This is a genomic window from Peribacillus sp. TH16, assembly GCF_016651095.1.
In the GTDB taxonomy this organism is placed as follows: Bacteria; Bacillota; Bacilli; order Bacillales; family DSM-1321; genus Peribacillus; species Peribacillus butanolivorans.
Window position 1 is genome coordinate 2,910,001 of the sequence record NZ_JAEKEM010000009.1, and the last position, 15,000, is coordinate 2,925,000.

The following is a 15,000-nucleotide window of genomic DNA, read 5'->3' on the forward strand; positions in this document are numbered from 1 at the left end:
CTGAATACATAGGGTACTGAAGGCAGACCCGGGGAACTGAAACATCTAAGTACCCGGAGGAAGAGAAAGCAAATGCGATTTCCTGAGTAGCGGCGAGCGAAACGGAATTAGCCCAAACCAAGAGGCTTGCCTCTTGGGGTTGTAGGACACTCAACATGGAGTTACAAAGGAACGGGGTAAATGAAGTGATCTGGAAAGGTCCGTCAAAGAAGGTAAAAACCCTGTAGTTGAAACTTCGTTCCCTCCTGAGTGGATCCTGAGTACGGCGGGACACGAGAAATCCCGTCGGAAGCAGGGAGGACCATCTCCCAAGGCTAAATACTACCTAGTGACCGATAGTGAACCAGTACCGTGAGGGAAAGGTGAAAAGCACCCCGGAAGGGGAGTGAAATAGATCCTGAAACCGTGTGCCTACAAGTAGTCAAAGCCCGTTAATGGGTAATGGCGTGCCTTTTGTAGAATGAACCGGCGAGTTACGATTTCATGCGAGGTTAAGTTGATAAGACGGAGCCGCAGCGAAAGCGAGTCTGAATAGGGCGAATGAGTATGAGGTCGTAGACCCGAAACCAGGTGATCTACCCATGTCCAGGGTGAAGTTCAGGTAACACTGAATGGAGGCCCGAACCCACGCACGTTGAAAAGTGCGGGGATGAGGTGTGGGTAGCGGAGAAATTCCAATCGAACCTGGAGATAGCTGGTTCTCTCCGAAATAGCTTTAGGGCTAGCCTCAAGATGAGAGTATTGGAGGTAGAGCACTGATTGGACTAGGGGCCCCCAACGGGTTACCGAATTCAGTCAAACTCCGAATGCCAAATACTTATTCTTGGGAGTCAGACTGCGAGTGATAAGATCCGTAGTCGAAAGGGAAACAGCCCAGACCACCAGCTAAGGTCCCAAAGTATACGTTAAGTGGAAAAGGATGTGGAGTTGCTTAGACAACCAGGATGTTGGCTCAGAAGCAGCCATCATTTAAAGAGTGCGTAATAGCTCACTGGTCGAGTGACTCCGCGCCGAAAATGTACCGGGGCTAAACGTATCACCGAAGCTGTGGATTGACACCGTATGGTGTCGATGGTAGGAGAGCGTTCTAAGGGCGTTGAAGTCAGACCGGAAGGACTGGTGGAGCGCTTAGAAGTGAGAATGCCGGTATGAGTAGCGAAAGAAGGGTGAGAATCCCTTCCACCGAATGCCTAAGGTTTCCTGAGGAAGGCTCGTCCGCTCAGGGTTAGTCGGGACCTAAGCCGAGGCCGAAAGGCGTAGGCGATGGACAACAGGTTGATATTCCTGTACCACCTATACATCGTTTGAACGATGGGGGGACGCAGAAGGATAGGGTAAGCGCGCTGTTGGATATGCGCGTCCAAGCAGTTAGGCCGGAAACGAGGCAAATCCCGTTTCCATTAAGGCGGAGCTGTGATGGCGAGGGAAATATAGTACCGAAGTTCCTGATTCCACGCTGCCAAGAAAAGCCTCTAGTGAGATGTAAGGTGCCCGTACCGCAAACCGACACAGGTAGGCGAGGAGAGAATCCTAAGGTGTGCGAGAGAACTCTCGTTAAGGAACTCGGCAAAATGACCCCGTAACTTCGGGAGAAGGGGTGCTTTTTAGGGTGAATAGCCCGGAAAAGCCGCAGTGAATAGGCCCAGGCGACTGTTTAGCAAAAACACAGGTCTCTGCGAAGCCGCAAGGCGAAGTATAGGGGCTGACACCTGCCCGGTGCTGGAAGGTTAAGGGGAGAGGTTAGCGCAAGCGAAGCTTTGAACCGAAGCCCCAGTAAACGGCGGCCGTAACTATAACGGTCCTAAGGTAGCGAAATTCCTTGTCGGGTAAGTTCCGACCCGCACGAAAGGTGTAACGATCTGGGCACTGTCTCAACGAGAGACTCGGTGAAATTATAGTACCTGTGAAGATGCAGGTTACCCGCGACAGGACGGAAAGACCCCGTGGAGCTTTACTGCAGCCTGATATTGAATTTTGGTACAGCTTGTACAGGATAGGTAGGAGCCTGAGAAGCCGGAGCGCTAGCTTCGGTGGAGGCGTTGGTGGGATACTACCCTGGCTGTATTGAAATTCTAACCCGCGCCCCTTATCGGGGTGGGAGACAGTGTCAGGTGGGCAGTTTGACTGGGGCGGTCGCCTCCTAAAGAGTAACGGAGGCGCCCAAAGGTTCCCTCAGAATGGTTGGAAATCATTCGTAGAGTGTAAAGGCACAAGGGAGCTTGACTGCGAGACCTACAAGTCGAGCAGGGACGAAAGTCGGGCTTAGTGATCCGGTGGTTCCGCATGGAAGGGCCATCGCTCAACGGATAAAAGCTACCCCGGGGATAACAGGCTTATCTCCCCCAAGAGTCCACATCGACGGGGAGGTTTGGCACCTCGATGTCGGCTCATCGCATCCTGGGGCTGTAGTCGGTCCCAAGGGTTGGGCTGTTCGCCCATTAAAGCGGTACGCGAGCTGGGTTCAGAACGTCGTGAGACAGTTCGGTCCCTATCCGTCGCGGGCGCAGGAAATTTGAGAGGAGCTGTCCTTAGTACGAGAGGACCGGGATGGACGCACCGCTGGTGTACCAGTTGTCTTGCCAAAGGCATAGCTGGGTAGCTACGTGCGGACGGGATAAGTGCTGAAAGCATCTAAGCATGAAGCCCCCCTCGAGATGAGATTTCCCATAGCGCAAGCTAGTAAGATCCCTGAAAGATGATCAGGTTGATAGGTCAGAGGTGGAAGCGTGGCGACATGTGGAGCTGACTGATACTAATAGATCGAGGACTTAACCACGCTTTAAAAAATGAAATACCTTCTTATTATCTAGTTTTGAAGGAACAACGTTCCTTTATTGTTTGGTGACGATAGCGAAGAGGTCACACCCGTTCCCATTCCGAACACGGCAGTTAAGCTCTTCAGCGCCGATGGTAGTTGGGGGTTTCCCCCTGTGAGAGTAGGACGCCGCCAAGCCATTCAAAAAGATCAGCCATCCTTGGCTGGTCTTTTTCGTATATCAGATTTTCCATAAGTCATTTCCTATTGGGAGGTAGTTAGAATAATCAGGGGTTGAACCTTTCAGACCTAATCCATTCAAATATTAAAAATGGTACCTTAGATTGGCTTATTTTAAGGAATTGCACTATACAGGGGTAATCATCATTAGGCATAGTTTTCATCAACTCTGCCCACCATTCTGTTTCATAACGAGCTATTATACTTAGGTTATAAGAGATTAAATAATGAATCAAAAGTTCAGGTAATAAAAAGGCCGACGAACTTTTATTGAGGGATAACATGAATTGTTCCTCTACCAAGTTATACCGTATAGGAGAAGGAGCATTATAAACAAGAACTTTATCTGTTTGTATTAGCAGTTTTCCAGGAGTTTCTGTAAGGTGATATATATGATTTATTTTTGATGTCAAAAACTCCTCGAAGCGGCTACTAGTCATTTGATAGCTATCCAATATGGTAGAAGGCAATTGAAAACCATCAGAAGAAGGTAACAGAGGTATAAAATTTTTACGGGAAATATTCCATGCAAGGCTTTGCATATCTGGAATTTCCTTTAATAACGTTCCCATAGAAAATTTTTCACCTTCCATATGTTTTAAATTAAATATTTTTTCAGCAATACAGGTGAAAAGTCCATTCTTTTGCGTTTTTACCTCATCTTTTAAAAAGTCGTATTGTTGCTTTTTTCTCTTTCTTGTAGTTACCCCATGAGCAAGCAACGAAGTGGACTCCGGGTAGTTGGGGTCGATGGTAAGTAGACAGGCCTTTAACAATTGGGTAAATCCATAAAAGGATAAAATTGGTTGGATAGAAAGTGGTGCTATAGCAGCCTGGTTATAATAGGTTTTCGCATGTTCAAGATGGTATATAAAAGGATAACAGTTTTCGTAACTTTTTATTTCTGCATCTTCTATTTTTTCATGTGTGTAACATTTTTGTAAAAAAAGTTGAGATGAAGATGCAGAAAAAAAAGGCGTATATTTATCGAAATTATCATTGTTTTCAGGCATTGCAGCCTCTCCTTTGAATTGATAGAATAATCTAACATTTATTTCTCTTCTTGACAGTAGTATGTCCTATTGATAACCTACAAATAATATTTTTAAGCAGGAGGGGAAAATTATGTGGGAAAATAAATTTGCAAAAGAAGGTTTAACCTTTGATGATGTCCTATTAATTCCAGCGAAATCAGAGGTTTTACCGAAAGATGTTAACCTTCAAGTCAACTTAGCCGAGAATTTAAAGCTTAACCTTCCTATCATCAGTGCAGGAATGGATACCGTAACAGAAGCAGAGATGGCAATTGCTATGGCTCGTCAAGGTGGGTTAGGTATTATTCATAAGAATATGTCGATTGAAGCACAAGCTGAATTAGTTGATAAAGTAAAACGTTCAGAAAGCGGTGTTATTACAGATCCATTTTTCTTAACACCAGATCACCAAGTGTTTGATGCAGAGCATTTAATGGGTAAATACCGTATTTCGGGTGTACCAGTTGTTAATAATGAACAGGATCAAAAACTTGTTGGTATTATTACGAACCGTGATTTGCGATTTATTTCCGATTTTTCCTTGAAGATTTCTAGTGTTATGACAATAGAGAATCTTGTTACAGCTCCAGTTGGAACTAACTTGGAACAAGCCGAGAAAATTCTTCAAAAGTATAAAATTGAAAAACTCCCTCTTGTAGACGATAACGGTGTATTAAAAGGGCTTATTACAATCAAGGATATTGAGAAAGTCATTGAGTTCCCTAATTCAGCAAAAGATAAGCAAGGTAGATTACTCGCAGGTGCTGCTGTCGGTGTGACTAAAGATACAATGAAGCGTGTAGAAATGCTTGTTAAGTCTCAAGTAGATGCAATTGTACTTGATACTGCTCATGGTCATTCAGCAGGCGTCCTTGACGCAGTAAAGGAGATTCGCGGAAAATATCCTGAACTTACTATCATCGCTGGTAACGTGGCCACTGCGGAAGGAACGAAAGCACTGATTGAAGCAGGAGCCGATGTTGTTAAAGTGGGAATTGGACCAGGATCTATTTGTACTACAAGAGTTGTAGCTGGTGTAGGTGTTCCTCAAATTACGGCCGTTTTCGATTGTGCAACAGAAGCAAGGAAACATGGAAAAACAATTATCGCTGATGGCGGAATTAAATACTCGGGTGATATCGTTAAAGCTCTAGCAGCAGGTGGACACGCAGTCATGCTTGGAAGTATGCTTGCCGGTGTAACTGAAAGCCCAGGTGAAACAGAAATCTTCCAAGGACGCCGTTTTAAAGTGTACCGGGGAATGGGTTCTGTTGCAGCAATGGAAAAAGGTTCTAAGGATCGTTACTTCCAGGAAGATAATAAGAAATTTGTTCCAGAGGGCATAGAAGGACGCCTTCCATATAAAGGACCTCTTTCAGATACTATTTTCCAACTGATCGGTGGTATTCGTTCAGGTATGGGATATTGCGGTACAGCTTCATTAGAAGATTTGAGAGAAAACTCTCAATTTATTAAAATGACTGGTGCGGGGTTAAGGGAAAGTCATCCACATGATGTTCAAATTACAAAAGAAGCGCCGAACTATTCATTGTAATAAATTTAACTTATAATTGTCATTAAAATTTAAAGTAAAAATAGGCAGGGTCTCCGATGACTCTGTCTATTTTTTTTATTTCTTCTGTGATAAACTAAACAAGGATTAAGGGAAATAGATAGAGTTTCTTCTTTTGTTATAGAGATAAGCTTAATAGTTGGAGGTATTGGAAATTGAAAAAAATCAGCAAGATTACCCTCATTTTCACTTTTGTTTTTGTTCTTGTTATGTCGCAATTTGCCTATCAACCGGGGGAAGCTGAAGCTGAATCTGATAATTTAGGTTTAAAGGCAGAGGCAGCCATCATTATAGATGGTAAAACAGGACAAATCGTGTATGAAAAAAATGCCGATAAAGTATTAGGGATTGCATCCATGTCAAAAATGATGACAGAATATATCATAATGGAGTCAATTGAAAATGGGAAAATCACTTGGGATCAAAAAGTTAAAATAAATAAGTATGTACATGATCTTTCAAAAGCACCGAATTTGTCGAATGTTGGTTTAACAGAAGGTGAAGATTATACAGTTAAGGAACTATATCAAGCGATGGCTGTCTATTCAGGAAATGCAGCGACAGTAGCCTTAGCTCAGCTAGTTTCAGGTAGTGAAAAGAATTTTGTGAAATTGATGAACGAAAAAGCAAAAAAGCTAGGACTGAAAAACCATAAATTCGTCAATGCCAGCGGCTTGAATAACTCTAATTTGTTAGGGGAGTATCCTACTGGTAAAAAAGATGAAGAAAATGTAATGACAGCAACTGATACTGCACTTCTTGCTTATCGTCTTATTAATGATTATCCGGAAGTATTAAAGTATGCCAGCATTTCTAAATTGAAGTTCCGTGATGGGAAAGAGTATCCAAACTTCAACTGGATGTTACCTGGTCTGATCTTTGAATATAAAGGTGTAGACGGTCTGAAAACAGGTTCTACTGACTTTGCCGGTTATGGTCATACGGGGACAGTTATCCGAGATGGTCAACGTTATATTACAGTGGTTATGAAGTCTACTACTAAAAATGAACGCTTCAGGGATAGTACTAAGCTGATGGACTATGCATATGCAACATTTGAAAAAGAAAAAATTCTTCCTGCCAATTACCAAGTGAAAGGGAAAGAAACCCTTTCGGTAGTTAAAGGTAAGGAGAAAAATGTTAATATCCAATCTAAAAAAGCGATTGAACTGCTTGTTGAGAATGGTGAGAAAGAAAACTATAAAACAGAATTAGTGATTGATAAAAACAAATTGGACAAAGACGGTAAGTTGACTGCACCAATCAAAAAAGGTGAGAAAGTTGGCTACATCACTGTTACTCCTAAAAATGGTAAAGATTACGGGTATATTAACGGGGATTCAGCGAAAGTTGACGTCGTAGCTGCAGAATCTGTTGAAAAAGCAAACTGGTTTGTGTTATCAATGCGAGCAGTTGGTGGATTCTTTGGTGATGTATGGAGCAGTGTATCTTCTACTGTAAAAGGCTGGTTTTAAGTTTCGTGTATAAAACGGTTGCGTAATGTATAAAATTATAGTACATTATGGAAAAGAATTTGATTATGAGAAAGCCATGACAGGATATAGTAACAAATATTTCTTTCTAAAGAGAGCCGATGGCTGGTGGAAATCGGTGTTAGAGTTTTGTGAATCCCTCCTGGAGCAGAGTATGGAACACCTTAATTGGGTCAGTAATTACTTTCGGTTAAAAGCCGTTATCGTGATAAGTGGAAGGTATTTTTCATATGCCTTCAACTAGGGTGGCAACGCGGGTTAACTCTCGTCCCTTCTTCGGGGGACGGGAGTTTTTTGCGTTCTCTGATAAATTAACAAATCATAAATGAGGAGGAACTGTAAATGTTGGATTTGAAATATGTACGAAATAATTTTGAAGAAGTGAAACGTGTTCTGCAATTTAGAGGAGAAGATTTAACTGATTTAGGTAAATTTGAGGAGTTAGACGTGAAGCGTCGATCTTTAATTGCTGATACAGAAAAACTGAAAAGTAAACGGAATGAAGTTTCACAGCAAGTAGCTGTATTGAAACGGGAGAAAAAAGATGCAGACCAGTTGATTGTGGAAATGCGTGAGGTTGGTGATCAAATCAAAGGATTTGATGATGAACTTCGTGAAGTAGAATCCCAGTTAGGAACGCTGCTGCTTTCTATCCCTAATATTCCACATGAAAGTGTACCAGTGGGTGAAACGGAAGATGATAATGTTGAAATCCGTAAATGGGGCGAATTGCCGCAATTTAAGTTTGAACCGAAACCACATTGGGATGTGGCTGGAGATTTAGGAATCCTTGATTTTGAACGGGCAGCAAAAGTGACCGGAAGCCGATTTGTTTTTTATAGAGGTCTCGGTGCTCGTTTAGAGCGTGCGTTAATTAGTTTTATGCTCGACCTTCATGTTGAAGAACATGGATATGAAGAAATGCTGCCTCCATATATGGTGAACCGTGCAAGCATGACAGGCACAGGTCAGTTACCTAAATTCGAGGAAGATGCTTTCCGTATTGAGAGCGACGATTATTTCTTGATTCCAACAGCTGAAGTGCCTGTGACAAATTTCCACCGTGATGAAATTCTAAGCATAGACGATCTGCCGATAAGCTATGCAGCATACAGTGCATCTTTCCGTTCAGAAGCAGGTTCTGCTGGTCGTGATACTCGCGGGTTAATTCGCCAGCACCAGTTTAATAAAGTGGAATTAGTGAAGTTTGTAAAGCCAGAAGACTCTTATGCAGAATTGGAAAACCTTACAGGACATGCTGAAAAAGTGCTTCAATTGCTAGGCCTTCCTTATCGAGTATTAAGCATGTGTACAGGCGATCTTGGTTTCACTGCTGCGAAAAAGTATGATATCGAAGTCTGGATCCCGAGCTATGGAACGTATCGTGAAATTTCATCTTGTAGTAACTTCGAAGCATTCCAGGCTAGAAGGGCTAATATCCGTTTCCGCCGTGATGTTAAAGGGAAACCAGAACATATTCATACACTTAATGGGTCAGGATTGGCAATCGGCCGGACAGTTGCCGCACTATTGGAAAATTATCAGCAGGAAGATGGCAGTGTTGTCATCCCTGAAGTATTACGACCTTATATGCGCGGTGTGGAAGTCATTAAACCATAATGTTTCAAAAGTATAAAAGGAACAGTTTCTCGTAATAGAGAAACTGTTCTTTTTTTATTTGGTTTAATAATTATTTTAAAAAAATGTTCTAAGAGTGCTTGACTTTGATTTTGATTCAATGTATTATAATAAATGTTGATACGGAGGTATACCCAAGTTCGGCTGAAGGGATCGGTCTTGAAAACCGACAGGGGAGTCAAATCCCGCGGGGGTTCGAATCCCTCTACCTCCTCCATAACTTATTAATAACCACAGCGCATAAATTGGATATCGTTAAATTCCGTTACATCTCTGTAACGGAATTTTTGTTTTCTAATATAATAAAAAACCACTGGGATTCCCGGTGGTTTTTTATTATTTATATTTTTCGTAATAATCTGGTTTGCTCCATATATTCAGCGATCCGTTTTATAAGAGATTCAATACTAGCCTCATCTTGCTTAAGGTCATATTCATTTATATTTAATCGAAGGACCGGACAGGCATTAAATTGATCAATCCATTCTTCGTAACGGCCGTGCATTTCCTTCCAATACTCAATAGGAGTGTGCTGTTCCATCGGCCGCCCCCGTTCTTGGATCCGGTCGAGGATATCATCAAGTGATCCCTCGAGATAGATAAGCAAGTCAGGATGAGGGAAGTAGGGTGTCATTACCATCGCGTTGAATAGGCTTGTGTACGTTTCGTAGTCTACTTCGTTCATTGTCCCTTTTTCATAATGCATCTTTGCAAAAATTCCTGTGTCTTCATAGATGGAACGATCTTGGATAAAACCGCCGCCATATTCAAAGATTTTTTTCTGCTCTTTAAACCGTTCAGCGAGGAAGTAGATTTGCAGGTGGAAACTCCAACGATCAAAATCATCGTAAAATTTATCCAGATAGGGGTTCGTATCAACCTTTTCAAAAGATGTCCTAAATTGTAGGGCATTCGCTAATGCATTGGTCATGGTCGATTTACCTACACCAACCGTCCCTGCTATCGTAATGACGGCGTTGTTTGGAATATTATACTTCTTTCGTAAGTTCATGTGGCTGTACTCCTTTTTGCAGGGCATTCTCTATTTGGATGATTATCGTGTTCAAGTCATTCCTATTCCCAACGAAGTCCAATTCATCTCCATTAAATGTAAGAACAGGTATGTCAGGGTGCTGTTTCTCAAACGTTTCCATAAATGTTTGATAATCCGAAGATAACTGCTCTAAATAATGGGAGCTGATGTTTTTTTCGAATTCACGTCCTCTTTTGCCGATTCGGGACAGAAGAGTATCCAGACTTGCGTTTAAATAAATAACCATATTTGGTTTCGGCATATCTCGAGTTAAGATATTGAATATTTCAAGGTATTTATTGTATTGTCCGTTTTTTAACGTACGTTCAGCAAATATTAAGTTCTTGAATATATGGTAATCAGCCACTACGGCTTGGTCATTAGTAAGGAACTTCGTTTCAATATCTTCTAATTGCTTGTAACGGTTACATAGAAAAAACATTTCTGTTTGAAAGCTCCACTCATCGATATTGTTATAAAATTTCCCGAGAAATGGATTCTCATCAACGATTTCCTTTAATAGTGAAATTCGGAAATGGTCAGCGATAACTTTTGCTAGTGATGTTTTCCCTACACCGATTGGACCTTCGACAGTGATAAATGGGGTGATTTTCATCCATTCTGTCCTCCTTCAATGAGGTATCGGACTGAAACTCCCAGTTTATTAGGTTTTTCAGCCAAGAGATATTGTATCACAGACTTGAAGCTTAAGTGATATTTTTGTCCGGTGTTAATGAAGGAGAATTTAGGAGTGTCATGCGAGGGTAGTGGAATGTCAGTGCCTAGTTGGGCGGAGTCTTTCAATCTAAACGTCTCTGCTTTTGTGTGTGGAAGCTTTGAGAACATGATTCATCATCGTTAACGCATAAAGGTTATCTTCTTTTGATGCAGAAGCGATACAATCCTCAGGGATCCATAATTGGTACTCTCGCATATAGGCATCATTAGCCGTGAATAACACACAGATGTTACCAGCAATGCCGGTAAGAATTAAGGTTTCCACCTTCAGTTGTTTAAGCAGTGTATTAAGGGCAGTCCCATAAAAAGCCGAATGCTTCGGTTTGATGAGAAAGAACTCATCTTTTTGTGGTTTGATTTTTTCAATTAGCTGAGCATTTTCTGTATTTTTACAGGTGTCGATAATCTTATCGAAGTCAGCCTGCCATAAATCATAATGGTCATTGATATAAATGATAGGGAAACCCTTTTCTTTCATGTGCTTTTTCAACTTCAGTATTGGCTCGATGATAAGCTTCGTATGTTCAAGGAGCATGTCACCGTGATTGAAATTAAAATCATTAATGATATCAATGATAAGCAAAGCAAAGGAAGGGGAAGTAGATTTATTCATGTTATATCCTCCTTATATTGTTTGAATTTACTTGCAGCCGGTAGGTCGCTTGCGTTACTATTCATTAGAATAAGTAGTATGACCTTTATTTTGTCTTATATTTGTCTGTTTACTCCTACTTAATATGAGGGGGTTTTTTTATGAAAGATGATGCCTATTACATGAAATTGGCTTTAAAGGAAGCTGAAAAGGCGCAGATGTTGAACGAAGTGCCGATTGGAGCTTTAATTGTGATAGATGATCAAATAGTTTCGAGGGGGCATAACCTGCGGGAAACAGAGCAGAATGCTACTGCCCACGCGGAGCTACTTGCGATTAATGAGGCTTGTGGTTCACTTGGTAGTTGGCGCCTTGAGAAGGCGACACTTTATGTAACGTTGGAACCTTGCCCTATGTGTGCTGGGGCTATTCTGCAATCGAGGGTGAAAAGGGTCGTTTTTGGCGCCCATGATCCAAAGGCAGGCTGTGCAGGGACATTTATGGATTTACTTCAAGACGAACGCTTCAACCATCAGTGTGAGGTTACAAGCGGTGTGTTGCGGGACGAGTGCGGAGGGATCCTGACAGCCTTTTTTAAAGAGCTTAGGAATCGAAAGAAAACCTTGAAAAAGGAGAAAGCGCTCAAAAATATGGAAGAAAATAAATAACCTTGTCTGAATACTTGATGTGCGTGCCTTTTTCCTTTTATAAAGATTAGGGAAATAGACTGTTCAATGAACAAGGCTTGCGTTTTTTTTGTTACCTTAGTATAATGAATTATGCGTCGATGTGACGCTATGAAAATTGGTATTACATTTGCCGTGCTAGACGGGGAGGTAGCGGTGCCCTGTACTCGCAATCCGCTCTAGCGAGGTTGAATTCCTTCTCGAGGTTAGCGTACTGTAGGGTCTGCCTTAAGTAAGTGGTGTTGACGCCCGGGTCCTGCGCAATGGGTCTCCATGAACCATGTCAGGTCCGGAAGGAAGCAGCATTAAGTGGAAGTTCTCATGTGCCGCAGGGTTGCCTGGGCCGAGCTAACTGCTTAAGTAACGCTTATGGTTGCTAATCGACAGAAGGTGCACGGCAGTTATTTTACATAATCAAAAAACTCATTCGTATCGGGTGAGTTTTTTTGCATGTTAAGAAGTTAAATTAGTTGTAAATCTTGAAAAGAATATGACAATCAGTGAGTTTTCTTTAAGCTGACTTTGAAAATAAGGAAATCAGTAATGTATAATAAACAAGATGGAGAAAATAAGGAGGGATTTCCGTGGGGTATCAAGCATTATACCGGGTATGGCGGCCACAACAATTTATTGATGTAGTTGGGCAGGAACATGTAACAAAAACGTTGCAGAATGCCCTAATCGGGCAAAAGGTTTCGCATGCCTATTTATTCTCCGGTCCACGTGGGACAGGGAAAACGAGCGCTGCCAAAATTCTTGCAAAAGCAGTGAATTGTGAGCATGCCCCGATAAGTGAACCCTGTAACGAATGTGCTACCTGCCGCGGAATCACTGATGGCTCCATATCAGATGTTATTGAAATTGATGCAGCATCCAATAATGGTGTCGAAGAAATCCGTGACATTCGTGATAAGGTCAAATATGCACCGAATGCGGCTACATATAAAGTTTATATTATTGATGAGGTACATATGCTTTCACAAGGGGCCTTCAATGCGTTATTAAAAACATTGGAAGAACCGCCAAAGCACGTTATTTTTATATTAGCAACGACTGAACCTCATAAGATTCCGCTAACGATTATTTCGCGTTGTCAACGGTTTGATTTCAAAAGAATTCAGCCGCAGGATATTGTTGGGCGTATGGCTCAAATCATTGCTGAAACAGGGGTTTCATGTGATGAACAGGCCTTGCATATTATTGCGAGAGCAGCTGAAGGCGGGATGCGTGATGCGCTAAGCTTGCTTGACCAGGCAATTTCATTCAGTTCAGAGACGGTATCTGTAGAAGATGCATTGACTGTCACTGGTTCTGTTTCGCAGGCATTCTTAAGTCGGTTGGCAAAAGCAATTTATGATAAAGAAGTAGCAGTGGCACTTGAAGTACTTGATGAATTGTTGGCTATGGGAAAAGACCCAGCTCGGTTCATTGAAGACATGATTTATTATTTCCGTGATATGTTGTTGTACCAAACAGCACCAGCTCTCGCTGAATCTTTTGAGCGCGTGTTAATCGATCCGCAATTTAAAGAATTATCAGAAGTCATCTCTTCTGAATCGATTTATTCCACTATTGAAAGTTTCAATCAAACACAGCAGGATATGAAATGGACGAATCATCCAAGGATTTTCCTTGAAGTGGCTCTTGTGAAATTATGTAATGAGCAAAGGCCAAATCAAATGGACAATGGGCAGATTCAACAATTGCTTCAGAAAATAGAGGATTTGGAAGTTAAATTACAGGAAATACAGAGAAGTGGCATCTCAGCGGCTGTGGCAGAAAAGCCTCCAGAACAGGCGAAATCACAGCGGGTTATAAAAAAGGCTTATAAAGCGCCAACAGGCAAGATTAATCAAGTTTTAAAACAAGCAACGAAACCAGATTTGAATGTAGTGAAAAGCAAGTGGGGCGAAGTACTTGAACAATTAGGTCAGCAAAACCAAAAGTCATTAGCAGCTTTATTAACAGAAGCAGAACCTGTTGCTGCGTCAACTGAGGCTTTTGTGGTAAAATTCAAATATGATATCCATTGTCAAATGGCAATGGAAAATAACCGTTTCGTGGAAGTGATTGCCTCAATCATGCAGCAATTAACTGGTCGCCGTATGGAGATAGCTGGAGTTCCAGAGAGCCAATGGCAGAGGTTGCGAGAGGACTTTATTTCAACACAGCAGTTCGAAGGTACAGAAGAAACGGAATCAAAAGAAGAAGACCCCTTTATAGCAGAGGCTAGAAAATTAGTCGGCGATGATTTACTTGAAATTAAAGAATAATTGGAGGTAGGAAAAATGGGTATGCGCGGTGGTAATATGCAAAACATGATGAAACAAATGCAGAAGATGCAAAAGAAGATGGCAGAGGCACAAGAAGAGCTAGGTGAAAAAAAGATTGAAGGTACTGCAGGCGGTGGAATGGTAACAGTTATCGTGACAGGGCATAAAGAAATAGTTGATGTAATCATCAAACCAGAAGTTGTTGACCCAGATGATATCGATATGCTTCAGGATTTAGTATTAGCTGCTACCAATGATGCTCTGAAAAAAGCAGAAGAACTGACAAACCAGACGATGGGGCAATTTACTAAAGGGATGAACCTTCCAGGTATGTTTTAAGCAAGTTCAAAAGAAACTTCCTTTCAGGAGGTTTCTTTTGAAATTTTTAGGAGGAATTTGATGCATTATCCAGAACCGATTTCCAAGCTTATTGACAGCTTTATGAAATTGCCGGGGATTGGGCCGAAAACGGCTGCGCGATTAGCCTTTCATGTGTTAAGCATGAAGGAAGATACTGTTTTGGATTTTGCAAAAGCGCTGGTAAATGCGAAGCGGAATCTGACGTATTGTTCAGTCTGTGGTCATATCACAGATCAGGATCCCTGTTATATCTGCGAGGATCAAAGGAGAGATAGAAGTTTAATCTGTGTCGTACAGGACCCAAAAGATGTAATAGCGATGGAAAAAATGAGAGAGTTCAATGGCTTATACCATGTACTACATGGCAGTATTTCACCGATGGACGGAATCGGTCCGGAAGATATAAATATTCCCGATTTATTAAAGCGCCTGCAGGACGAAACAGTGCAGGAGGTCATTTTGGCTACTAATCCTAATATTGAAGGAGAGGCAACTGCCATGTATATTTCGCGGCTGCTCAGACCATCAGGGATTAAGGTGACAAGAATTGCCCATGGACTACCTGTTGGCGGAGATCTGGAGTAT

At 41.8% G+C, this 15,000-nt stretch carries 11 protein-coding genes, 1 tRNA gene, 2 rRNA genes, 1 other RNA gene and 1 other annotated feature (2 of these 16 cut by a window edge); of the genes, 11 read left to right on the forward strand and 4 right to left on the reverse strand.

Annotated elements, in window-relative coordinates; all coding sequences use genetic code 11:
• Both JFV29_RS28065 and rrf read left to right on the forward strand, forming a co-directional pair.
• Positions 1–2,776 (forward strand): 23S ribosomal RNA (locus tag JFV29_RS28065); it begins 157 nt to the left of the window's first position.
• Positions 2,777–2,837: 61 nt separating this feature from the next.
• Positions 2,838–2,953: ribosomal RNA gene (gene rrf / locus JFV29_RS28070) — 5S ribosomal RNA — on the forward strand.
• Between the two features lie 89 nt (positions 2,954–3,042).
• Here the strand turns inward: rrf and JFV29_RS28075 are convergent.
• Complete coding sequence (locus tag JFV29_RS28075; protein WP_056528964.1) at positions 3,043–4,008, reverse strand: YaaC family protein; 966 nt, start codon at positions 4,006–4,008, stop codon at positions 3,043–3,045.
• A 112-nt stretch (positions 4,009–4,120) separates the two neighbouring features.
• Between JFV29_RS28075 and guaB the strand changes: the two genes are divergently transcribed.
• From guaB to JFV29_RS28095, 4 genes are all read left to right on the forward strand, one after another.
• Complete coding sequence (gene guaB / locus JFV29_RS28080) at positions 4,121–5,584, forward strand: IMP dehydrogenase (RefSeq protein ID WP_056528966.1); 1,464 nt, start codon at positions 4,121–4,123, stop codon at positions 5,582–5,584.
• Between the two features lie 173 nt (positions 5,585–5,757).
• On the forward strand, positions 5,758–7,077 hold the full coding sequence (locus tag JFV29_RS28085; RefSeq protein ID WP_116821256.1) for a D-alanyl-D-alanine carboxypeptidase family protein: 1,320 nt from the start codon (positions 5,758–5,760) through the stop codon (positions 7,075–7,077).
• A 67-nt stretch (positions 7,078–7,144) separates the two neighbouring features.
• Positions 7,145–7,371 (forward strand) — a binding site (T-box leader).
• Between the two features lie 66 nt (positions 7,372–7,437).
• Positions 7,438–8,715, forward strand: a complete 1,278-nt coding sequence (serS, locus tag JFV29_RS28090) for a serine--tRNA ligase (protein ID WP_098178169.1) — start codon at positions 7,438–7,440, stop codon at positions 8,713–8,715.
• A gap of 142 nt (positions 8,716–8,857) precedes the next feature.
• Positions 8,858–8,950, forward strand: a tRNA-Ser gene (locus JFV29_RS28095).
• Between the two features lie 123 nt (positions 8,951–9,073).
• Here JFV29_RS28095 and JFV29_RS28100 read toward each other — a convergent pair.
• The 3 genes from JFV29_RS28100 to JFV29_RS28110 form a co-directional block, all read right to left on the reverse strand.
• Complete coding sequence (locus JFV29_RS28100; protein ID WP_098178168.1) at positions 9,074–9,745, reverse strand: deoxynucleoside kinase; 672 nt, start codon at positions 9,743–9,745, stop codon at positions 9,074–9,076.
• The gene (locus JFV29_RS28105) at positions 9,723–10,382 is read right to left on the reverse strand and encodes a deoxynucleoside kinase (RefSeq protein ID WP_201187766.1); all 660 of its coding nucleotides are present in this window, start codon (positions 10,380–10,382) and stop codon (positions 9,723–9,725) included. Before JFV29_RS28105 ends, JFV29_RS28100 begins: the two co-directional genes overlap by 23 nt.
• 189 nt (positions 10,383–10,571) lie before the next feature.
• A complete protein-coding gene (locus JFV29_RS28110) occupies positions 10,572–11,117 on the reverse strand; it encodes an isochorismatase family cysteine hydrolase (RefSeq protein ID WP_201187768.1) in 546 nt (181 codons plus the stop codon).
• 140 nt (positions 11,118–11,257) lie between these two features.
• On the opposite strand from JFV29_RS28110, the gene tadA reads away from it, so the two are divergent.
• The 5 genes from tadA to recR form a co-directional block, all read left to right on the forward strand.
• The gene (gene tadA, locus JFV29_RS28115) at positions 11,258–11,764 is read left to right on the forward strand and encodes a tRNA adenosine(34) deaminase TadA (RefSeq protein WP_057219375.1); all 507 of its coding nucleotides are present in this window, start codon (positions 11,258–11,260) and stop codon (positions 11,762–11,764) included.
• 151 nt (positions 11,765–11,915) lie between these two features.
• Positions 11,916–12,180, forward strand: an RNA gene (ffs, locus tag JFV29_RS28120) — signal recognition particle sRNA large type.
• A 186-nt stretch (positions 12,181–12,366) separates the two neighbouring features.
• Positions 12,367–14,055 (forward strand): DNA polymerase III subunit gamma/tau, encoded by a 1,689-nt coding sequence (gene dnaX, locus JFV29_RS28125; RefSeq protein ID WP_201187770.1) that lies wholly within the window; start codon positions 12,367–12,369, stop codon positions 14,053–14,055.
• Positions 14,056–14,076: 21 nt separating this feature from the next.
• Positions 14,077–14,394, forward strand: a complete 318-nt coding sequence (locus JFV29_RS28130; protein WP_053348895.1) for a YbaB/EbfC family nucleoid-associated protein — start codon at positions 14,077–14,079, stop codon at positions 14,392–14,394.
• Between the two features lie 60 nt (positions 14,395–14,454).
• A protein-coding gene (gene recR / locus JFV29_RS28135; protein WP_053348887.1) for a recombination mediator RecR crosses the window boundary here: on the forward strand, positions 14,455–15,000 show its 5' portion. Its footprint extends 51 nt past the window's final position; the window shows 546 of its 597 coding nt (coding positions 1–546); the start codon lies at positions 14,455–14,457; its stop codon lies off the right edge, out of view.

Bases quoted from the DNA above. Each gene is read 5' to 3' on its own strand.
- tadA (WP_057219375.1), top strand. From the start codon at position 11,258: ATGAAAGATGATGCCTATTACATGAAATTGGCTTTAAAGGAAGCTGAA.
- JFV29_RS28110 (WP_201187768.1), bottom strand. From the start codon at position 11,117: ATGAATAAATCTACTTCCCCTTCCTTTGCTTTGCTTATCATTGATATC.
- JFV29_RS28105 (WP_201187766.1), bottom strand. From the start codon at position 10,382: ATGAAAATCACCCCATTTATCACTGTCGAAGGTCCAATCGGTGTAGGG.
- guaB (WP_056528966.1), top strand. From the start codon at position 4,121: ATGTGGGAAAATAAATTTGCAAAAGAAGGTTTAACCTTTGATGATGTC.
- JFV29_RS28075 (WP_056528964.1), bottom strand. From the start codon at position 4,008: ATGCCTGAAAACAATGATAATTTCGATAAATATACGCCTTTTTTTTCT.
- serS (WP_098178169.1), top strand. From the start codon at position 7,438: ATGTTGGATTTGAAATATGTACGAAATAATTTTGAAGAAGTGAAACGT.
- JFV29_RS28130 (WP_053348895.1), top strand. From the start codon at position 14,077: ATGCGCGGTGGTAATATGCAAAACATGATGAAACAAATGCAGAAGATG.
- JFV29_RS28100 (WP_098178168.1), bottom strand. From the start codon at position 9,745: ATGAACTTACGAAAGAAGTATAATATTCCAAACAACGCCGTCATTACG.